This window comes from Mesorhizobium sp. YC-39 (assembly GCF_025753795.1).
Taxonomy (GTDB): Bacteria; Pseudomonadota; Alphaproteobacteria; order Rhizobiales; family Rhizobiaceae; genus Mesorhizobium.
Map to the genome: position 1 here is coordinate 199,562 of NZ_JAOWPS010000006.1, position 20,420 is coordinate 219,981.

Annotated in this window: 14 protein-coding genes and 1 tRNA gene; 10 read left to right on the forward strand and 5 right to left on the reverse strand. The window is 62.3% G+C overall.

The features are described 5' to 3' along the window. The 4 genes from glgA to OHD62_RS29845 all read left to right on the forward strand — a co-directional run bounded on the left by glgA (position 1) and on the right by OHD62_RS29845 (position 6,921). Positions 1-1,446, forward strand: coding sequence for a glycogen synthase GlgA (gene glgA / locus OHD62_RS29830; RefSeq protein ID WP_263790512.1), 1,446 nt, complete (start codon positions 1-3; stop codon positions 1,444-1,446). A gap of 3 nt (positions 1,447-1,449) precedes the next feature. Further along, positions 1,450-3,078: an alpha-D-glucose phosphate-specific phosphoglucomutase gene (locus OHD62_RS29835; protein WP_263790513.1), complete on the forward strand. Its 1,629-nt coding sequence runs from the start codon at positions 1,450-1,452 to the stop codon at positions 3,076-3,078. A 151-nt stretch (positions 3,079-3,229) separates the two neighbouring features. After that, entirely contained in the window at positions 3,230-5,293 is a 2,064-nt protein-coding gene (gene glgX / locus OHD62_RS29840) for a glycogen debranching protein GlgX (protein WP_263790515.1), read from the forward strand. Then, positions 5,293-6,921 (forward strand): alpha-glucosidase family protein, encoded by a 1,629-nt coding sequence (locus tag OHD62_RS29845; protein WP_263790517.1) that lies wholly within the window; start codon positions 5,293-5,295, stop codon positions 6,919-6,921. Before glgX ends, OHD62_RS29845 begins: the two co-directional genes overlap by 1 nt. A gap of 72 nt (positions 6,922-6,993) precedes the next feature. On the opposite strand, the gene OHD62_RS29850 is transcribed toward OHD62_RS29845, so the two are convergent. Together OHD62_RS29850 and OHD62_RS29855 are read right to left on the reverse strand one after the other, a co-directional pair. Continuing rightward, positions 6,994-8,778 carry a pilus assembly protein TadG-related protein gene (locus OHD62_RS29850; RefSeq protein WP_263790518.1) on the reverse strand — a complete coding sequence of 595 codons (1,785 nt, stop codon included), beginning with the start codon at positions 8,776-8,778 and terminating at the stop codon, positions 6,994-6,996. Beyond that, positions 8,778-9,224, reverse strand: a complete 447-nt coding sequence (locus OHD62_RS29855) for a TadE/TadG family type IV pilus assembly protein (RefSeq protein WP_263790712.1) — start codon at positions 9,222-9,224, stop codon at positions 8,778-8,780. The genes OHD62_RS29850 and OHD62_RS29855 overlap by 1 nt, the downstream gene beginning before the upstream one ends. Positions 9,225-9,630: 406 nt before the next feature. On the opposite strand from OHD62_RS29855, the gene OHD62_RS29860 reads away from it, so the two are divergent. The 4 genes from OHD62_RS29860 (at position 9,631) to OHD62_RS29875 (ending at position 15,063) form a co-directional block, all read left to right on the forward strand. Further along, positions 9,631-11,223, forward strand: a complete 1,593-nt coding sequence (locus tag OHD62_RS29860; RefSeq protein WP_263790520.1) for a peptide ABC transporter substrate-binding protein — start codon at positions 9,631-9,633, stop codon at positions 11,221-11,223. A gap of 175 nt (positions 11,224-11,398) precedes the next feature. Continuing rightward, a complete protein-coding gene (locus OHD62_RS29865; RefSeq protein ID WP_263790522.1) occupies positions 11,399-12,322 on the forward strand; it encodes an ABC transporter permease subunit in 924 nt (307 codons plus the stop codon). Beyond that, the gene (locus OHD62_RS29870) at positions 12,315-13,442 is read left to right on the forward strand and encodes an ABC transporter permease (protein ID WP_263790525.1); all 1,128 of its coding nucleotides are present in this window, start codon (positions 12,315-12,317) and stop codon (positions 13,440-13,442) included. The genes OHD62_RS29865 and OHD62_RS29870 overlap by 8 nt, the downstream gene beginning before the upstream one ends. Position 13,443: 1 nt before the next feature. Then, complete coding sequence (locus OHD62_RS29875) at positions 13,444-15,063, forward strand: ABC transporter ATP-binding protein (protein WP_263790527.1); 1,620 nt, start codon at positions 13,444-13,446, stop codon at positions 15,061-15,063. 72 nt (positions 15,064-15,135) lie between these two features. On the opposite strand, the gene OHD62_RS29880 is transcribed toward OHD62_RS29875, so the two are convergent. Next, positions 15,136-15,212, reverse strand: a tRNA-Pro gene (locus OHD62_RS29880). A gap of 203 nt (positions 15,213-15,415) precedes the next feature. Here OHD62_RS29880 and OHD62_RS29885 point away from each other — a divergent pair. Continuing rightward, positions 15,416-16,936: a phosphomannomutase/phosphoglucomutase gene (locus tag OHD62_RS29885; RefSeq protein WP_263790529.1), complete on the forward strand. Its 1,521-nt coding sequence runs from the start codon at positions 15,416-15,418 to the stop codon at positions 16,934-16,936. 104 nt (positions 16,937-17,040) lie between these two features. Here OHD62_RS29885 and OHD62_RS29890 read toward each other — a convergent pair whose 3' ends face one another. After that, the gene (locus tag OHD62_RS29890; RefSeq protein ID WP_263790530.1) at positions 17,041-17,919 is read right to left on the reverse strand and encodes an NmrA/HSCARG family protein; all 879 of its coding nucleotides are present in this window, start codon (positions 17,917-17,919) and stop codon (positions 17,041-17,043) included. Between the two features lie 100 nt (positions 17,920-18,019). Between OHD62_RS29890 and OHD62_RS29895 the strand changes: the two genes are divergently transcribed. Continuing rightward, a complete protein-coding gene (locus OHD62_RS29895) occupies positions 18,020-18,919 on the forward strand; it encodes a LysR family transcriptional regulator (protein ID WP_263790532.1) in 900 nt (299 codons plus the stop codon). 32 nt (positions 18,920-18,951) lie between these two features. Here the strand turns inward: OHD62_RS29895 and betB are convergent, their stop codons facing one another. After that, complete coding sequence (gene betB / locus OHD62_RS29900) at positions 18,952-20,397, reverse strand: betaine-aldehyde dehydrogenase (RefSeq protein ID WP_263790534.1); 1,446 nt, start codon at positions 20,395-20,397, stop codon at positions 18,952-18,954. Positions 20,398-20,420 lie beyond the last annotated feature (23 nt).

Here is a 20,420-nt window from a genome sequence, read left to right on the forward strand (position 1 = left end):
ATGCAGGTTCTGTCGGTCACGCCCGAAATATTCCCCCTGATCAAGACAGGCGGGCTTGCCGACGTGACCGGCGCTTTGCCTGTCGCGCTTGCCGGCAAGGGCGTGACCATGCGCACACTCATCCCCGGCTATCCCCAGGTGATGGATGCCTTCAAGAAAAAGAAGGCCGTTCACCAATATCCGCTGCTGCAGGGCGGCAAGGCTTCGGTCCATGCCGTCGAGATCGCCGGGCTCGACCTGTTCGTGCTCGACGCGCCGCATCTGTTCGACCGTCCCGGCGGTCCCTACGGCAATGCGACCGGCGCCGACTGGCCGGACAATTGGCGGCGTTTCGCGGCGCTGAGCCAAGTCGGCGGCGACATCGCCGGCGGCGCCATCTCCGGCTACCGGCCTGACATCGTCCACGCCCATGACTGGCAGTCGGCGATGACGCTGGCCTATATGCGCTACGGCAAGGCGGTCGGCACACCGTCGATGATCACCGTCCACAACCTTGCCTTCCAGGGCCAGTTCGGCGCCGGCATCTTCGGCGAGCTTGGCCTGCCGGCGGTGGCCATGGCGCTTGACGGCGTCGAATATTATGGCGGTGTCGGCTTCCTCAAGGCCGGCCTGCAGGCTGCCTGGGCGATCACCACGGTCAGCCCGACCTATGCGCAGGAGATCCGCTTGCCGGAGTTCGGCATGGGCCTCGACGGCCTGATCAATATGCGCTCCACCGATCTCTACGGCATCGTCAACGGCATCGACACCGACATCTGGAACCCGCAAACCGACACGCATCTGGTCTCCAACTATACAGCCAAGACATTGAAGGCGCGAACGCCCAACAGGGCCGCCGTCGAGGACCGTTTCAGCCTTGACCGCGACGACAGTCCGATCGTCTGCGTCATCAGCCGACTGACCTGGCAGAAGGGCATGGACATATTGGCGGCCGTCGTCGACGGCATTGTCGCGGCGGGTGCGCGCCTTGCCATCCTCGGATCCGGCGACGCCGGCCTCGAGGGCGCGCTGCTGGCCGCGGCCGCTCGCCATCGCGGTCGTGTTGGCATCGTTATCGGCTGGGACGAAGGCCTGTCCCACACCATGCAGGGCGGCTGCGACGCCATCGTCATACCCTCGCGCTTCGAACCCTGCGGGCTGACGCAGCTTTACGGCCTGCGCTATGGCTGCGTGCCGGTCGTCGCTCGCACCGGCGGCCTGGCAGACACCGTCATCGACGCCAATGAGGCAGCCGTCTCGGCTGGCGTCGCGACCGGCTTCCAGTTCGCACCCAACAATGGCGGCGCCTTGCTGCACGCCATCCGCCGCCTCGTTGAGGCACACGCCAACCCCACGGTCTGGACGTCGATGCAACAGCAAGGCATGAAGGCCGATGTGTCGTGGGACAAAAGCGCTGAAAAATATGTTGAACTCTACCGTTTGCTGCTTTCGAAAAGGGCTGCCTGACGCATGATACGCACCGTCGCCACCAAACCTTATCCCGACCAGAAGCCCGGCACGTCCGGACTGCGCAAGAAGGTGCCGGTGTTCCAGCAGGAGCATTATGCCGAGAACTTCATCCAGTCGATCTTCGATGCACTGGACGGCTTCAAGGGCAAGACCCTGGTGATCGGCGGTGACGGCCGCTTCTACAATCGCGAGGTCATCCAGAAGGCCATCGCCATGGCGGCGGCCAACGGTTTCGGCAAGGTGATGGTCGGGCAGGGCGGCATATTGTCGACGCCGGCGGCCTCGCATGTCATCCGCAAATACAAGACCTTTGGCGGCATCATCCTGTCGGCCAGCCACAATCCGGGCGGCCCGCATGAGGATTTCGGCATCAAGTACAATGCCGGCAATGGCGGTCCGGCGCCGGAAAAGCTGACCGATGCGATCTTTGAAAAGACCAAGAGCATATCGAGCTTCAAGATCGCCGACATCGACAAGGTCGACATCGACAAGATCGGGTCCATCGGAGCCGGCGGCATGATCGTCGAGATCATCGACCCGGTCGCCGACTATGCCGATTTGATGGAAAGCCTGTTCGATTTCGACGCCATCCGCGCCAATTTCAAATACGGCTTCCGCATGCGCTTCGACGCCATGCATGCGGTCACCGGTCCGTACGCCAAGGAGATCCTCGAGCGGCGGCTTGGCGCGCCCAACGGCACCTGCCGCAATTTCAAGCCACTGCCGGATTTCGGCGGCCATCACCCGGACCCCAATCTGGTCCATGCCAAGCACCTCTACGACGAGATGATGGGACCAGATGCGCCGGATTTCGGCGCCGCTTCCGACGGCGACGGCGACCGCAATTTGATCATCGGCAAGGGCATTTTCGTCACCCCGTCGGATTCCGTGGCCATGCTCGCCGCCAACGCCCATCTGGCGCCGGGCTACAAGGAAGGCCTGAAAGGCATAGCCCGCTCGATGCCGACCAGCGGTGCGGCCGACCGCGTCGCCGATAAGCTTGGCATCGGCATCTATGAAACGCCGACCGGCTGGAAATTCTTCGGCAACCTGCTCGATGCCGACATGGCGACGATCTGCGGCGAGGAAAGTGCTGGCACCGGCTCCAACCATGTCCGCGAAAAAGACGGTCTGTGGGCCGTGCTTTTGTGGCTTAATATCCTGGCCATGCGCGGCGAAAGCGCCAAGCAGGTCGTCACCGAGCATTGGGCGACCTATGGCCGCAACTATTATTCGCGCCACGACTATGAGGAGGTCGAAACTGACCGCGCCAATGCGCTGGTCGACGAATTGCGGACGAAACTTGCATCACTGCCCGGCACCAGCGTGCGCGGCATGAAGATCGTCAGTGCCGACGATTTCGCCTACCACGACCCGGTCGACGGCTCGACCAGCAAGAACCAGGGCATCAGAGTGCTATTCGAAGGCGGATCGCGCGTCGTCTTCCGTCTCTCGGGCACCGGTACCTCGGGAGCGACGCTGCGCGTCTATATCGAGCGCTACGAGCCGGACAAGTCGAGGCATGATCTCGACACCCAGGCCGCGCTCGCCGACCTCATTGCCGCCGCGGACGACATTGCCGGGATCAAGAGCCACACCGGCCGCAACAAGCCGAGCGTCATTACTTGAGGCGTTGGAGATTGGCCAAAACGCCCATCGCTTCGTCATTCTGGGGTCTTCGCGACGGAGCTTCGCTCCTGCTTCGCCCAGGGATGACGACGTTGGGGAGGCTTCGGCCAATCCCGAACGTTTGCGGCAATGCACCGCAAGGTTGGTTCACGTGACTTCACTGGGCGCTACCGTTACCCACGAAGGTATCCGCTTTGCCGCGTGGTCGTCATCGGCACGGCGTCTCTGGGTCTCGATCTTCGACGACAAGGGAAACCGCGAACTCGACAGGCTCGAACTCCAACCGGAAGGCGAGGGCGTTCATGCGCTTTTGGTCGCCGGCCTTGCCGTCGGCACGCGATACGGGTTCCGCGCCGATGGCGACTATGCGCCCGAGCGCGGCCTCTGGTTCGATCCCGACAAGCTGCTAGTCGATCCCTATGCCCTGGAAATCGACAGGCCTTATGCCTATGACGGCAGGCTCGCCGCGCGTCGGGGCGAGGGCACCGACACCGCTCCGCTGATGCCGAAGGCGATTGCTGGTGCCTCGCCGAAACAGCTACCTGCCTCGCCGCCGCTCTTCCAGCCCGGCGGCCTGATCTATGAAGTGCCAGTACGCGCCTTCACCATGCTGCATCCGGAGATCCCCGAGAAACAGCGCGGCACGATTGCAGCACTCGCTCATCCGGCTGTCATCGAGCACCTGAAAGGGCTCGGTGTCGGCGCCGTCGAGCTGATGCCGGCGACCGCCTCTATCGATGAGCGGCATTTGCCGCCGCTCGGGTTGCGCAACGCCTGGGGCTACAACCCCGTCACCTTCATGGCGCTCGATCCGCGCCTTGCGCCGGGCGGTCTGGCCGAGTTGCGGCAGACGGTCGCCACGCTGCGCGAGGCCGGCATTGGTACCGTTCTCGACCTGGTGTTCAACCATACCGGAGAAAGCGACAGGCTGGGGCCGACACTGTCGCTGCGCGGTCTCGACAACCACGCCTATTACCGGCACGAGGCGGACGGCAGGCTGGCCAACGACACCGGTACCGGCAACACGGTTGCTTGCGACCATCCGATTGTCCAGAAAATGGTCCTCGACACGCTTCGCCATTTTGTCAGCCATGCCGGCGTCGACGGCTTTCGTTTCGATCTGGCGCCCATTCTGGGCCGTGTCGAAGGGATCTTCGACGCCGATGCGCCGTTGCTCAGGGCTATCCGGGACGATCCGGTTCTTGGCGACCGGGTGTTGATCGCAGAGCCCTGGGATATCGGGTCGGACGGCTACCAGCTGGGCAATTTTCCGCCGCCCTTCCTCGAATGGAACGACAGATACCGCGACGACGTCAGACGCTTCTGGCGCGGCGACGCAAGCATGGTCGGCGCGCTGGCGACAAGGCTTGCCGGCTCATCCGATGTGTTCGGCAGGACAGGGCGGCGGACAAGTCGCTCCGTCAATTTTATCGCCGCGCATGATGGCATGACGCTGGCCGATATCGTCGCCTACGAGCACAAGCACAACGAGACCAATGGCGAGCAGAACCGGGACGGTCACAGCGAGAACCTGTCATGGAACAACGGTGTCGAGGGAGACAGCGGCGACGGGGCTGTCGCCAGTGCGCGCCTCAATGACCAATGCGCGCTGCTAGCCACGCTCTTTGCCTCGCGCGGCACCATCATGCTGACGGCAGGCGACGAATTTGGCCGCACGCAGAAGGGCAACAACAATGCCTATGCGCAGGATAACGGGATCACCTGGCTCGACTGGGCTGGACGCGATCGGGCGCTGGAAGGATGCGCGGCCTTGCTGTCGGCGATGCGCCGTGCCGTGCCGGCGCTGTCGGACACGCATTTTCTGACCGGGAAGGCGGCAGATGCGTCGGATATTCCCGACGTCGCCTGGTTGACCGAGACCGGCGCGCCACTTGGCGAAGCGGACTGGTACGATCCCTCGCGACACCGGCTCGTCATGCTGCTCGGCGATACCGGCGGCGGCCGCCTTGCCGTCATGGTCAACGGCGACCGCCGCCAATGTGTCTTCACCTTGCCGGCGCGAGAAGGGTTCGAGTGGCGCCCGGCGATCGAAACGCAGGCAATCGGCCTTGCGCGTCCGTTGCCCGGCCGCAGTGTGAATTTCATGATTGAGCATCGGACCGAAAAGTGGCAGCCGGTTTTCGGGCGATCCGATGCGAACTCAAAAAATCGTTCGCGCAGGGCCGGCACGGCCCGTGCCGGGAAGGGTTCGTGATGGTCGACGAGAAGACCGAATGGTGGCGCGGCTGCGTCATCTACCAGATCTATCCACGCTCCTTTCAGGACACGACTGGGGATGGCAGCGGCGATCTCAATGGTATCACCTCGAGGCTCGATCATGTCGCTTCGCTTGGCGTCGACGCCGTCTGGCTGTCGCCTTTCTTCAAATCGCCAATGGCCGACATGGGCTACGACGTATCGGACTACTGCGCGGTCGATCCGATGTTCGGCAGCATTGAGGATTTCGATGCGCTGGTTGCCGAGGCGCATCGACTCGGCCTGAAGATCATCATTGACCAGGTGCTGTCGCATTCCTCCGACAAGCACGACTGGTTCGTCGAGAGCCGCGCCAGCCGCGACAATGCCAAGGCCGATTGGTATGTCTGGGCCGACGCCAGGCCCGACGGAAGCGCGCCCAACAACTGGCTGTCGCTCTTCGGCGGCCCGGCCTGGGAATGGGACTCGACCCGCCGACAGTATTACATGCACAATTTCCTCGCCTCGCAGCCGGACCTGAATTTCCACAATCCCGAGGTGCAGGACGCGCTTCTGGAAACGGTGCGGTTCTGGCTGGAACGAGGCGTCGACGGCTTCCGGCTGGATACGGTCAACTACTATTTTCATGACCGCTGGCTGCGTAGCAACCCGCCGCTGGCGATGAGTGTTGCCGGCGCCAATGCTGCAACCACCACCTACGCCTTTCAAATGCATCTGTTCGATAAGACGCAGCCGGAAAACCTGGACTTCCTCAAACGCTTTCGGGCGCTACTCGACAAATATGGAGGCCGCGCCGCGGTCGGCGAGGTCGGCGACGAAGACCGCTCGCTGCAGACGCTCGCCGCCTATACCTCCGGCGGCGACAAGCTCCATATGTGCTACACTTTCGACCTGCTCGGACCGCAATTCTCGGCGGCGCATGTGCGCGGCTGCGTCGAGGCCTTCGAGACAACAGTTGCCGATGGCTGGGTCTGCTGGGCTTTCTCCAACCACGATGTCGTGCGCCATGTCAGCCGCTGGACAAGGCCAGGCGGCGATCCGGATGCCGTGGCGAGATTCTCGATCGCGCTGCTGTCCTGCCTGCGCGGATCGATCTGCCTATACCAGGGCGAGGAACTCGGACTGGAGGAGGCCGAATTGGCCTTCGAGGATTTACGCGATCCGTTCGGCATCCGCTTTTGGCCGGGGGTCAAGGGCAGGGATGGCTGCCGAACACCCATGGTCTGGGAAGCCGGCGTCGACAATGCCGGCTTTTCCCTAGGCAAGCCGTGGCTTCCGATCCCGCCAGGCCATCGCAGCCGTGCGGTCGACGTCCAGAGCGGCGAGGAAACCTCAGTCCTTGCTGGTTATCGGGCGATGTTGGCGTTGCGCAGGCAGCATCCGGCGCTGGTTCGGGGCTCGATCCACTTTCTCGATGCCGAGGGTGATGTCCTTGCCTTCATGCGCGAAGGTGGCGGAGAGAAGCTGCTCAGCGTCTTCAACTTCGCCGACGCGCCGGCCGACTGGCCCTTGCCTCGGGATGCAGGCTTAGTGACGGCCATCGATCTCGGCGGCGCTGGCGCGACCTTGCACGAAGAGAGACTGTCGCTCCCGGCGCTGGGCTGGTTCCTCGGACGGCTTGGCTGATCCGCATTAAAACAAGGACTTAAAGTGCGGCGCCTGAATCCGTTCAAACGCGACGCGCTTTATCGGATGACCTCACTGGACGAGCACGGAGCGCCCGCAAGTCGCGCCGATGACCCGCACGTCAGCCTCGCCGACATGCACGCCGACTGCCGCAAGCACATTGTAGACAAGCTCGTCGACCGGTGCTGTCACGCTTTTCAGCAGCGTCACCACCGCTGGCTTCACTGTTCCGAGCAGCGCAGTCACGTCGAGCCCGAGGCCCAGAGCGCTGATCGAAAGCGACAGATTGTTGACGAGCGAGGTGGTGAGGGATTGCGTCAGGTCTTTCGTTGACACGGTCTTGATCGTCTTGTTGGCGATCTCCGTGGCGTTGAAGGTCAATGTCGTTGGATCGTTGTTGGTGATCTCGAGCGCCGAGGAACCGTTCACGCCGAGCAGATCGAGCGTAATCAGCAGAAGCTTGATGCTTATCTTTGCGATCTGCGCATCGGAGAACGACTGTGGATTGCTGAAATCGGCGAAGGCGGTTGGGTTGTTGTCGGCGTCGCTGGCGGCGAGATGCAGTGAGGCAACGCCCGGTTTCGCGGCAATGGAAACCGTCAGGCTGTCGGGACGCCCGGTCGGACAACTGATGTCGGTGAGTTTGGCCTCGGCATAGGCGACTTCCACATGCAGGGGCAGATTGACGGCCAAGAGGCTTATGCCGCCACCGAGATTGGAATTGCCGATGCCGACGGAAGCCAGCAATTTGATCCGCGTCTGCGCGGTGCGCACCACGGCGCCTTTCTCGCCGATCGTCAACCATGGCGAGAATTGCATGGGTTCGCCGATGGCGATGGCAAGCGTGGTGGAGGTAAGTCCAGGGATGGTGGCTCCGAGGTTGACCTGGACCTGGTTCGAGCCGTTGGCAAGTGCCGCGGCGGCGCTCAGCATTCCCATGGCGCTTGCATCGACCGAAAGGCCGGCCGGTTTTTGCCCAAGACCCAGCTGACCGACCGAGCCGAGATCGACGAGATGGCTGAGGGGAATCTTGACCGTGCTGGTGGCCTTCGAGGCGATCGTCTGCAGGGCGAACTTGCTGGTGCCGCCAAGCCCCGGAACATTGGCCATGGCGGTAGCGATCTGGCCCACCGTCGCCTTCGACGCCAATACGTCGGAATAGCTGACGCCTGTCAGGTTCAACTGCACCGCAAGGGCGTCGACAAACGACAGCACATTGATATCGGCTGAGATCAGCGCGTTGTAGTCCATGACGCTGAGCGAGATGTTGCCGCCCAGGAGCCCGCTGAGAAGCGCGTTGAGGATGCCGCCATTGACGCTGAGAAGCCGGGACCCGATCGAGAACATCGCCTGCGGCGTCAGGCTGGCGATGGCCTCGGTGCCGATGACCGGGGTCGGAATAAGCGAACTGGCGAAATAGCGGGCGGGGATCTTGTTGAGAGCGACATGGATAGCGTTGTAGGGTGTCTTGCCGGCCTCGAAACGTTGTCCCACGCTGAGCGACGATGCCGCCGAATATCGGCCGGGGGTGACCGATACGATGGTCTTTCCGAGAGTAGGAACGATTGTCTGGCCTGCCTTCTTGACAATTATACCCGGCATGCCGTTGTCGCTGAGCGTGGTCACCACCGCGGCCTCGATGTTGTTCATGTTCGAGGCCGCCGTGATTGCCGCCAAGTCGGTCATTGCCTGGGCTTCCCGGCGCTCCACATAGATCGAGCCTTCGTCTATGGCGAAAGCCGCCAGCGCCAGCGCTACCGGCGCGCTCAGCGCCGTCATGACGGCGAGGTTGGCCTTCAGATCACCGAGCATCGATCGCAGGATTCCGCCGATTCTGCGCTGCAAAGACTTCGACATCAGATACCTCCGATCCTTATCGTCGATTTGCGCGTGATCGTGGTTCCAGGCATGGCCAGGGCCGGAAAGAGGTTCCAGATCGGCAGGTTGCGGGCGTCGTATTGGACAGACACGACGAACTGGGTTCCATCGGCGGTGCTGTCCTTGGCCTGATAGGTCAGCTTGCTGGAATCAACGAAGGGATATCCGCCCGCATTGTTGGTGACAAAGCTGGTTACCAGCGCCTGACGCTCGGTTTCGTTAAGTCCAGCAATCGCCGTGCGTGCGGCGTCCGCGGCAATTTGCTGGACGGAGTGGCTGGCGCCAAAATAAATCCCGTATGCAACCATTCCGAGCAAAAGCAGGATAAAAATTGGCGAAAGGAACGCAAATTCGACTGCCGTGGTCCCGGATCGTTCTCTAAATTGAAGTAGCTTTTCGCTAAATCCGCGTATATTTTGTTTCATTTTGAAGTTTGTTTTACTTTCTATCTTGTCCATGTCCTTCGCCCATCAAAGATGAGAGAGACGTACAGAGGCCAACCAAAAATGTAACCCGTGGTTGCTTAAAAACGCATTAAGGTTTTTGGCGAACTGCAAATGAGTATAGGTGCCTTGCCCGAAGCGAAGGCTCCGCGGTGAGAAGGAACAGGGGGCAGGCTCATGGATTCAGCCGGCGTTTTGGCCGCCATGCGGAGGCCTTACTCAGGGTGACCCCGAGAGTCTGTTGAAATAAAAAATCTCCGCGTTACTGTCTGGGCACCAAGCCGCCGGAAAGGGAACCGTCGGCGCGCTCGAAGAGGCCATCGATCGGTTTCGGGGCGTCAACACTCAAGAGGCGTGGCTGCAAGGCCGCCTCTACAGGGAGAACTCCATGCTGAAAAATATGCTGAAGGTGACGGTATTCGCCGCGACCATGGCCCTGGCGGCCGGCACGTTCTACACGCCGGCTTTCGCGGAGACCGTCTACAACCGCGGATCCGCCGCGGAAGCGGAGACGGTCGATCCGCACAAGACCTCGACGGTCTACGAAGCCGATATCATACGCGACCTGTTCCAGGGCCTCGTCATGCATGACCAGAAGACGAACCTCATTCCGGGCGCCGCCGAAAGCTGGACGGTGTCCGACGACGGCACTGTCTACACCTTCAAGCTGCGCAAGGACGGCTTGTGGTCGGATGGCAGCCCGGTGACGGCGGACGACTTCGTCTATTCCTTCCGTCGGCTGGAGGATCCGGCGACGGCAGCCGAATACGCTTCCATGCTCTATCCGGTGAAGGGAGCCGAGGAAGTCAACACCAAGAAAGGCAAGCCCGAGGATATGGGGGTCAAGGCGATCGACGCCAACACGCTGGAAGTGACGCTGAAGGCGCCGACGCCATACTTCCTGGAGATGCTGACCCACCAGGCCACCTATCCGGTCAACAAGGCTTCGATTGACAAGCTCGGCGCCGACTGGATCAAGGCGGGCAATCTCGTTTCGAACGGCGCGTATACGCTGGCCGAGTGGATTCCCAACGACCACATGAAGCTGGTCAAGAATCCGAAATTCTGGGACGCCGCGACCGTAAAGATGGACGTCGTCAACTATATCCCGACCGAAGACCGCTCGTCGGCGATGAAGCGCTTCGAGGCCGGCGAACTCGACAGCTACGGCGATCTGCCGACCGAACAGCTCGCTGACCTGAAGACCAAGTTCGGCGATCAGGTCCGCGTCGGACCGTATCTCGGAACCTACTACTATGCGATCAAGACCGACAAGGCGCCGTGGGACAATGTCGAGCTGCGCAACGCCATCTCGATGGCCATCGACCGCGACTTTCTAGCGGAGAAAGTCTGGCAGAACTCGATGCTTCCCGGTTATTCGATGGTCCCTCCAGGCATCGCGGGCTACACGCCGGCAATGGCCAAATACGCCGACATGTCGCAGATCGACCGCGAGGACGCCGCCAAGAAGATCCTCGAGAAACTCGGCTATACGCCCGGGCATCCGCTGAAGATGGAGATCCGCTACAACACCTCGGAAAATCACAAGAACACCGCGGTTGCCATCCAGGAACAGCTGAAGCCGCTTGGCGTCGAGATCACGCTGCTCAACACCGATACCAAGACCCACTATTCCTTCCTCGAGCAGAAGGGTAACTACGACGTGGCGCGTGCCGCCTGGATCGCCGACTACAAGGATCCGGAAACCTTCCTCGGCATCACACGCAAGGCGAGCGGCAACAACTATTCGAACTACAACAGCCCGGCATACGAGGCGGCCATGGACAAGGCCGCCGCCGCTGGCGGCAAGCCGGAAGAGCGCATGAAGGACCTCACTGAGGCCGAGCGCATCCTTGTCGATGACGTCGGTAACATTCCGCTTCTCTACTACAGCTTCCACGACATCGTTTCCTCGAAGCTGCATGGCTTCGACGACAATGTGATGGACATCCATCCGTCCCGCTTCGTCTCCAAGGACTGAATCATCCTTGACTGGACCGCCGCGCCTCATCCGGGCGCGGCGGGCTGGTCGGTCATCGCATCGGTCCGAAAGTCGTGGTCGATTTTCGGCAAGCCCGGTGCGAAGATTTGGAGGCGCTGGAGCGTGGCAATGCGTCCGCATGGACGTGTATCGCTCTGGCCGAAGCGGGGCGCCGATGCTGCGATATATTCTCCGGCGGCTTCTGACCGCCATACCGACGCTATTCGTCATCGTGACCATGGCGTTCTTCCTGATACGCGTCGCACCAGGCGGTCCGTTCAATCAGGAGCGGGGCTTGAGCCCCGAGATCAGGGCCAATCTGGAAGCTCAGTTCGGCCTCAACGATCCGCTCTGGCTGCAATATGCCCACTATCTCGGCAATCTTTTGCGCGGCAATTTCGGGCCGAGCTACAATTTGCCTGACTTCACCGTCACCGAACTCTTCGCCAAGGGCTTGCCGATTTCGGTCCAGCTCGGCACCTCCGCACTGATCCTGGCACTGCTGCTCGGTTCCGTACTCGGCACCATCGCCGCGCTCAACCAGAACAAGCTTGGCGACTATACGGTGATTGCGCTGGCGACCGCCGGCAGCACCATCCCGACTTTCGTCATCGCGCCGGTGATCCAGCTTTTGTTCGGGCTGACCTGGAAACTGCTGCCGATCGGCGGCTGGGGCGATGGTGCTCTGATCAACAAGGTCGGCCCGGTACTGACGCTCGCTCTGCCGCAGATCGCCATCGTCGCCCGACTGATGCGTGGCTCGATGATCGAATCCTTGCGCTCGCATCATATCCGAACGGCACGTGCGCTCGGCCTGTCCGACTGGTCGGTGGTGGTCAAGCACGCGCTGCGCGGCGCCATCCTGCCGATCGTTTCCTTCACCGGTCCGGCGGCCGCGGCGCTGCTCACCGGTTCGGTCATCGTCGAGACCATTTTCTCCATTCCCGGTGTCGGCCGCTATTTCGTCGATGCCGCACTCAACCGCGACTACACGCTGGTGATGGGAACCGTGGTGGTGATCGCGCTCTTCACCATCGTCTTCAACCTGATCGTCGACGTCATGTACGCGGTCGTCGACCCGAGGGTGCGCTATGACTGATATCGCAGCCGCCGCCGCTCCGCCTGCCGTCGTCGGTCGCTCGCTCTGGGGCGACGCATGGGCGCGCCTCAAGGCCAATCGCGCCGCAATGTTCAGCCTCTATTACCTTGCCTTCATTGGCGTCATCAGCGTGTTCGGCCCCTGGTTCGTGCCGCATCAGTACACCACCATCTATGCCGACTATGTGCGCACGCCGCCGAGCTTCAGCCCCTATCCAAGGGCCGACATGATCGAGACGGCCCTTGACGATGCGATCAAGCGCATGCGCGTCAACATCAAGGAGTGGAAACAGGACGGCAATCGCATCGCCGTCACCGTCACTTCGACCAAACCGATCGATGAGCGCAACATCCGCTATCTCGACCGCTCCGATGCCTTCGACGATACCAAGATCGAGAGCAAGTCGCCCGACGGGCTCGAACTGACGATGACCGCGTCGGTCAGGCAGCAGTATTTCCTGTTCGGCACCGACAACACCGGCCGCGATCTCCTGTCGCGAACGCTGATGGCGGGACGCATCTCGCTGGCCATCGGCCTGCTCGCCGGTGTCGTGGCGGTGGTCATCGGTGTGGTCTATGGTGCCGCGGCCGGCTTTGCCGGCGGCCGGGTCGACGAGGTGATGATGCGCATCGTCGACGTGCTCTATTCGCTGCCGTTCATCTTCTTCGTCATCATGCTGGTGGTGTTCTTCGGCCGCAACTTCGTGCTGATGTTCCTGGCCGTTGGCGCCGTGCTGTGGCTCGACATGGCGCGCATCGTGCGCGGCCAGGCGCTGTCGATCCGCCGGCAGGAATATGTCCAGGCAGCGGAAGCCATGGGTGTCGGTCAGCGTGGCATCCTGCTGCGCCACGTCATTCCCAACCTGCTCGGTCCAGTGGTGATCTACATGACGCTGCTGGTGCCCCAGGTCATCATCCTGGAGAGTTTCCTGTCATTCCTCGGACTCGGCGTGCAGGAGCCGATGACCAGCTGGGGCGTGCTGATCTCGGTCGGCGCCAAGAACATCGGCACCGCCAACTGGCTGCTGCTGTTTCCCGCCTTCTTCCTCGTCTCGACGCTGTTCGCCCTGAATTTCGTCGGCGACGGCCTGCGCGACGCGCTCGACCCCAAGGACCGCTGAGATGGCTGCTTCCGAAACGATCCTCAGCGTCAAGGACCTGCGCGTCCGCTTCCGCACGCTCGACGGCGCGGTCGAGGCGGTGAAGGGCATCAACATTCACGTCAACGCGGGCGAAACCGTTGCCGTGGTTGGCGAATCCGGCTCCGGCAAGAGCCAGACAATGATGGCGGCGATGAGCCTGCTGGCCTCGAATGGCGAAGCCACCGGCAGTGTCGACTATCGCGGCCGCAACTTGCTGACCCTGAGCAAATCCGAATTGAACAAGGTCCGCGGCGCCAAGATCAGCATGATCTTCCAGGAGCCGATGACTTCGCTCGATCCGCTCTATTCGATCGGTAATCAGCTGATCGAACCGATCCGCCGGCACCGCGGCCTGAATGCGACCGAGGCGCGCGAAGAGGCGCTCAAGCTGTTGCGGCTGGTCCATATTCCCGATCCCGAGCGGCGGATGAAATCTTACCCGCACGAAATGTCGGGCGGCCAGCGCCAGCGCGTCATGATCGCCATGGCCTTGGCCAATGATCCCGACATCTTGATCGCCGACGAGCCGACGACGGCGCTCGACGTCACTATCCAGGCACAAATCCTGATGCTGCTTGCCGAACTGCAGCGCAAGCTCGGCATGGCGATCGTCTTCATCACCCACGATCTCGGCATCGTCAGGCGTTTTGCCGACCGGGTCTATGTTATGCGCTATGGCGAGGTGGTGGAGGAGGGCGAGGCGGAGGCGATCTTCGTCAACCCGCAGCATGCCTATACCAAGATGCTGCTGGCCGCCGAGCCGACCGGCACCAAGGCGCCGCCGCCGCCGAACGCGCCTGTCCTGCTCGAAGGCAGGAATGTCGAAGTGACCTTCAAGATCGGCGGTGGTTTCCTCGCCGGAGAGCCGCTGCTGCTGCGCGCGGTCGACCGCATTTCGATCCGGCTGAAGCGGAACCAGACCATCGGCATCGTCGGCGAATCCGGCTCGGGAAAATCGACGCTCGGCCGAGCCTTGCTGCGGCTGCTGCCGAGCGATGGCGTGATCCGCCTCGGCGACCGCGACATTTCCAACGCCGACCGTCAGGCGATGCGGCCGCTGCGGCGCGAATTGCAGCTCGTCTTCCAGGATCCGTTCGGCTCGCTGTCGCCGCGCATGACCGTCGGCCAGGTCATAACCGAAGGGCTGCTGGTGCACGAGCCGTCGCTGTCGGGTAAGCAGCGCGACCAGCGCGCGGTCGAGGCCTTGCGCGAAGTCGGGCTCGATCCGAATGCGCGCAATCGCTATCCGCACGAATTCTCCGGCGGCCAGCGCCAGCGCATCGCCATCGCGCGCGCCATGATCCTCAAGCCCAAGGTGGTGGTGCTGGACGAGCCGACCTCGGCGCTCGACCGCTCGGTGCAGAAGCAGATCGTCGAGTTGCTGCGCAAGCTGCAGGCCGACCACGAACTGTCTTACCTCTTCATCAGCCACGATCTCGCCGTCGTGCGCGCCATGGCCGACTACATCATCGTCATGAAGCAGGGCAAGATCGTCGAGGAGGGGCCGACCGAGGCGATCTTCAGCGATCCGCAGGCCGCCTACACGCAGACGCTGATGAATGCGGCCATCGACGTCACGCGGTTTCGGTTGAGCGCTTAGCGCTACCGTTGAGCGCTACGGCAATGGATTGATTCATTTCGGGAACAAACACAGCCAAGCCGCTGTTTTTTCTGGTCGGAGTGGCAGGATTTGAACCTGCGACCCCATCGTCCCGAACGATGTGCGCTACCAGGCTGCGCTACACTCCGTGACCAGACCGCGGGCTTATAGCCGCCGTACTTCGTTCCTGCAAGCGCCAATGGCAGTGCTTCTGTCGCATTTCGTCGGCTTTTACGGCAACGTCATACAGGTTTCAGTTTCCTGCTGGATAAACACGGCTTAAAGGCTTGTTGGGTCAAGCGATCCACCCATACTGCCTCCGTGATTTCCAGCCACTTGGAGTTTTGCTGTCTTGCCCCTGAAGATCGTTAGCGAATCCCGTCCCAACACCTTCGAGTTCGAAACCTCGGCGCTGATCAAGCCGTCCGGCTTTCGCGAGTATGATGCGCGCTGGTGGTTCGGCCACCCGGCCTCGGCTGAGCCGCCGGAGCTCAACCTGATCGGCGTCCAGGCGCTCGGCATGGGGCTCGGCACGTTGATCCGGCGCCTGGGCGCGGGACCCGATATCGTCACCGGGCATGATTTCCGCTCCTATTCGCTTGCCATCAAGCTGGCGCTGGTTTCCGGCCTGATGGCCGCCGGCGCGCGGGTCAAGGATATCGGCCTGGCCCTGTCGCCGATGGCCTATTTCGCCCAGTTCGCGCTCGATACGCCGTCCGTTGCCATGGTTACCGCCTCGCACAACGAAAATGGCTGGACCGGCGTCAAGATGGGGGCGGCGCGGCCGCTGACCTTCGGCCCGGAGGAGATGAGCGCATTGAAGGCGATCGTGCTTGCCGGCGACTTTGACCTCATCGGCGGCGGCTCCTACGATTTCGTTGCGGATTTCCGCAAGACCTATCTCGACGATCTGACCCGGGACAAGCGCATCTCGAGAAAGCTCAAAGTGGTCGCCGCCTGCGGCAATGGCACAGCCGGCGCCTTTGCGCCCGAGGCGTTGGCGCGGATCGGCTGCGAGGTGATCCCGCTCGACGTCGAGCTCGATCATACCTTTCCACACTACAACCCAAATCCCGAAGACATGCAGATGCTGCATGCGATCCGCGACAAGGTCCTGGAGACGGGAGCCGATGTCGGGCTTGGCTTCGACGGCGACGGCGACCGCTGCGGCGTGGTCGACAATGAGGGCAACGAGATCTTTGCCGACAAGGTCGGCGTCATGCTCGCGCGCGACATTGCGCGGTTGCATCCGGGCTCGACCTTCGTCGTCGACGTCAAATCGACCGGCTTGTTCAACACCGACGCCGCCTTGCGCGCCGATGGCGCCGTCACTGACTATTGGAAGACCGGCCATTCCTACATCAAGCGCCGCGTGGCCGAGCTCGGCGCCATCGCCGGTTTCGAGAAATCCGGTCATTTCTTCTTCAATCCGCCGATCGGGCGCGGCTATGATGATGGTTTGATCACCGCCATCGCAATATGCGAAATGCTGGACCGCAGCCCGGCAAGCAGCATGGCCGATCTCTATCGCGATCTGCCGCTGACCTTCGGCACCCCGACCATGTCGCCGCATTGCGCCGACGCCGTGAAATATGGCGTCGTCGAGCGGGTCGTTTCCGATTTCCAGGCGATGAAGCAGGAAGGCGCGGCGTTTGCCGGGCAGAAGATCGCCGACCTGATCACCGTCAACGGGGTTCGCGTCGTTGCCGAGGACGGCACCTGGGGCCTGGTGCGGGCGTCATCGAACAAGCCGGAGCTTGTCGTCGTGGTCGAGAGCCCGGTGTCGTCCGAGCGCCGGCGGCAGATGTTCGAGGCTGTCGACGCCGTGCTGCGCCGCAGCCCGGAAGTCGGCGCCTACAACCAGACTTTTTAGGTTCAGGGCCTCATCGCATCGTGGCGAGAAGCCTTGCGGAGAGCGGAGCCCAGCTTGCCGCTGATCCGCTGTCGCCGGACTTCACAACGGTAGCTCGGGCGGGCCTAAGATGCCTGCCCAAGAACGCTCCAGTCGAACTTCCGCGCCCAGTCGGCAAAACTGTGCCAGCCGACCTCCGGGAAATCTCGGTGCAAGGCCGCGATATCGACGTCGTAGCCGACGCGGTCGAACCACTCGAACATCAACGCCGCGTCCTCGCTTTGCTGGCGGGCCACCGCGATCGGAATTTCCTGATAGTTGATCGGGCGGCCGATGGCCTGCGAAAGGATCTTCGCCTGGTCTTCGCCGGACAACTCGTCTCCTGCAATATCGAAACGCTTGCCGAACACGCGCTCGCGCCGCTCGACCAGGGCGGCAACGAAGGCACCGATGTCTAGCAGGGTGACCAGTTGGAGGACCCGTTTGGCAGGCATTGCAAAGGCATACGTGCCTTGGCTGAGCGCGCCGATCGACCACGGCGCGACGATGTTCTCCATGAAAGCGACCGGCGCGCTGATCGTGTAGGGGATGCCGAGCTTGGTGACATGTTGCTCGACAAGATATTTGCTTTCGAAATGCGGGATGCCCGTCTTCTTGTTGGCATCGGCAACGGACGAATAAATCAGATGTCCGACGCCGGCAGCCTTGGCTGCATCGGCCGCTAGAATCCCCTGGCGGGTCTCCTCTTCCATCCCGGCCTCGTAGCTGTTGCCCATCAGGAACATAGCGTCGACGTCTTTTGCGGCCTTCACAACGGAGTCCTTATTGGCGAGATCGCCGGCCACGATTTCAATACCCGCGGTCGCCAGCTGCCGGGCGCCGTCGCTGTCCGGCTTGCGGGTCAGTGCCTTAACGCGGTGCCCCTTCGACAGCAGTGCGCGCGCAACCGCGCCACCTTGCTGACCGGTGGCACCAGTAACCAGAACGCTTCTCTTGGTGATCATCTTGATCGCTCCTTTTCGTTTCGCTGGAGCAAAATTAGGCTCTGTCGCATTGATGCATAATTGCCTATAATTGGAAAACTTTGTCTCACAATTGGATACAATGATCGACCTCAACGACATTGCCGTGTTCGCCCGCGTCGTCGAAGCCGGCAGCTTCACCGCTGCCGCGCGCCTGCTCGTCATGCCCAAGACGACGGTCAGCCGCCGCATTGCCGCGCTGGAGCGCGAACTCGGGGTCCGCCTGCTGCAGCGCACGACACGCAGCCTCAACCTGACGGACGCCGGGCGCCTCTATTACGAGCAGAGCAGCCAGGCGCTGCGGACACTCGAGGATGCAAATCTGCGCCTCGCCGAAGCAAGAGCGGAGCCATCGGGCACGATCCGCATTTCAGCGCCCGTCGGCTTTGGCAGCTATTTCCTCACCCAGGCCGTGGTCGACTTTCTTGCGATCTATCCGAAAACCAAGGTCGAACTCCGTCTTACCGACGACAAGCTCAATCTGGTAGAGGACGGCATAGACCTAGCATTCCGCACCGGAGTCCTTCAGGATTCCACGCTGATCGCCCGCAAACTCGGCTCCGCGCAAAGGCTGCTTTGCGCCAGCCCGGACTATCTCGCGCGCCACGGCGTACCGGAATCGCCTATGGATCTCACCCACCATCATTGCGTCATTGCAGGTCCTTCAACGTCAGGCGCTCACTGGCTGCTGGACGGGCCTCACGGGCAGGAAACGGTTACGGTGGCCGGACGTTTCGCCGCCAACGAGATGCAGGCGGTGGTTGCCGCTGCCATTGCAGGCTTCGGCATCGCCCAATTGCCCAATGCCATCGCCGAGACGCTGATTGATGAAGGGCGGTTGCAGCGCATACTCAAGGATTACGCGCCGCCAGCCGGTGGCCTCCACGTTCTCTACCCGAGCAGCCGGCACCTTTCGCCCTTGGTCAAGGTCTTCATCGAGCTGGCGGCGGAGCGGATTTCCAATCGGGCAAACACCGCTTGAAGCGGACGCACAAAACGTAGCAGCTGGTTGCGTCAGTACGGGCTCGCCACGTCGCCGGTCTCGACATAGACCGACTTCAGCTGCGAATACAGCGCCAGTGCCGCCAGCGAATTTTCGCGGCCGATGCCGGACTGCTTGAAGCCGCCGAAGGGTATCTCGACCGGTGTCAGATTGTAGGCGTTGATCCAGCAGGTGCCGGCCTGCAGTTCGGCAATGACGCGATGGGCGCGCGGTAAGTCGCGCGTGAAGACGCCGGCGGCGAGGCCGAATTCGGTGTCGTTGGCGCGGTCGATCACTTCGTCCTCGGCATCGAATTTCAACACGCTCATGACAGGCCCGAAAATCTCTTCACGCGCGATGCGCATATTGTCGGTGACGCCGGTGAAGACCGTCGGCTCGATGAAGAAGCCACCTTGGAAACCTTGCAGAGAAGGCACGTTGCCGCCAGTGGCGAGCACGGCACCATCCTGCTTGCCGGCCTCGATATAGGAGACGACCTTTTCCTGCTGCGCCTTGTTGACCAGCGGCCCCATCTGCGTTTCCGGGTCGAGCGGATCGCCGATGCGGATCTTCTTCGTCCGCTCGACGAGGCGTTCGACGAAGCGGTCATGGATACGCTTCTGCACGAAGACCCGCGTGCCGTTGGAGCAGATCTGGCCGGTCGAATAGAAATTGCCGAGCATGGCGCCGCCAATGGCGTTTTCGAGATCGGCGTCGTCGAAGACGATCAGCGGCGACTTGCCGCCGAGCTCCATCGTGGCGTGCTTCATCTTCGAGCCGGCGAGCGACAGCACCTTGCGGCCGGTGGGCACCGAGCCGGTCACCGAGACCTTGGCGACGACATCGTGCTCGACAAGCCCGGCGCCGACATCGCCATAGCCTTGCACCACGTTGAACAGCCCGTCGGGCAGGCCGGCCTCAGTGTAGATCTCGGCCAGCGCCAGCGCCGACAGCGGCGTGTTCTCCGACGGTTTGAAAACCATGGCGTTGCCCATGGCGAGCGCCGGTGCGGATTTCCAGCCGGCGATCTGGATTGGGTAGTTCCAGGCGCCGATGCCGACGCAGACACCAAGCGCCTCGCGCCGCGTATAGGCAAAGGGTCCGCCGAGATCGACGGCCTCGCCATTATAGGACGCGACCGCGCCGCCGAAATATTCGAGGCAGTCGGCTGCCGAAGGCGCGTCCGCCACCAGCGTCTCCTGAATCGCCTTGCCGCGGGCGAGATCGGTATTGCGCGCCCGCAAAATGTCGGCGGCGCGGCGCAGAATGCGCCCGCGCTCGACCGGCTTCAGCCGCGCCCAGGCCGGTTGTGCTGCCCGCGCCGCCTCGACGGCTAGTTCCAGCACGTTTGGCGTCGCCGAGTGCAGCACCGCGATGGTCTCGCCGGTTGCCGGATAGATCACCGGCAGCCGCGCGCCGCCTTCGTCTTCGATGTAGCGTCCGTTGACATAGTGCGATGCCGTCGGCTGGGCGCGCATGGGAGTTCTCCAATCGTCTCGGG

Excerpts from the sequence above, each read along its gene's own strand:
- OHD62_RS29850 (WP_263790518.1), bottom strand. The coding sequence starts at position 8,778 with ATGTCGAAGTCTTTGCAGCGCAGAATCGGCGGAATCCTGCGATCGATG.
- OHD62_RS29870 (WP_263790525.1), top strand. The coding sequence starts at position 12,315 with ATGACTGATATCGCAGCCGCCGCCGCTCCGCCTGCCGTCGTCGGTCGC.
- glgA (WP_263790512.1), top strand. The coding sequence starts at position 1 with ATGCAGGTTCTGTCGGTCACGCCCGAAATATTCCCCCTGATCAAGACA.
- OHD62_RS29865 (WP_263790522.1), top strand. The coding sequence starts at position 11,399 with ATGCTGCGATATATTCTCCGGCGGCTTCTGACCGCCATACCGACGCTA.
- OHD62_RS29845 (WP_263790517.1), top strand. The coding sequence starts at position 5,293 with ATGGTCGACGAGAAGACCGAATGGTGGCGCGGCTGCGTCATCTACCAG.
- OHD62_RS29875 (WP_263790527.1), top strand. The coding sequence starts at position 13,444 with ATGGCTGCTTCCGAAACGATCCTCAGCGTCAAGGACCTGCGCGTCCGC.
- OHD62_RS29855 (WP_263790712.1), bottom strand. The coding sequence starts at position 9,224 with ATGAAACAAAATATACGCGGATTTAGCGAAAAGCTACTTCAATTTAGA.
- OHD62_RS29890 (WP_263790530.1), bottom strand. The coding sequence starts at position 17,919 with ATGATCACCAAGAGAAGCGTTCTGGTTACTGGTGCCACCGGTCAGCAA.
- OHD62_RS29835 (WP_263790513.1), top strand. The coding sequence starts at position 1,450 with ATGATACGCACCGTCGCCACCAAACCTTATCCCGACCAGAAGCCCGGC.
- betB (WP_263790534.1), bottom strand. The coding sequence starts at position 20,397 with ATGCGCGCCCAGCCGACGGCATCGCACTATGTCAACGGACGCTACATC.
- OHD62_RS29860 (WP_263790520.1), top strand. The coding sequence starts at position 9,631 with ATGCTGAAAAATATGCTGAAGGTGACGGTATTCGCCGCGACCATGGCC.
- OHD62_RS29895 (WP_263790532.1), top strand. The coding sequence starts at position 18,020 with ATGATCGACCTCAACGACATTGCCGTGTTCGCCCGCGTCGTCGAAGCC.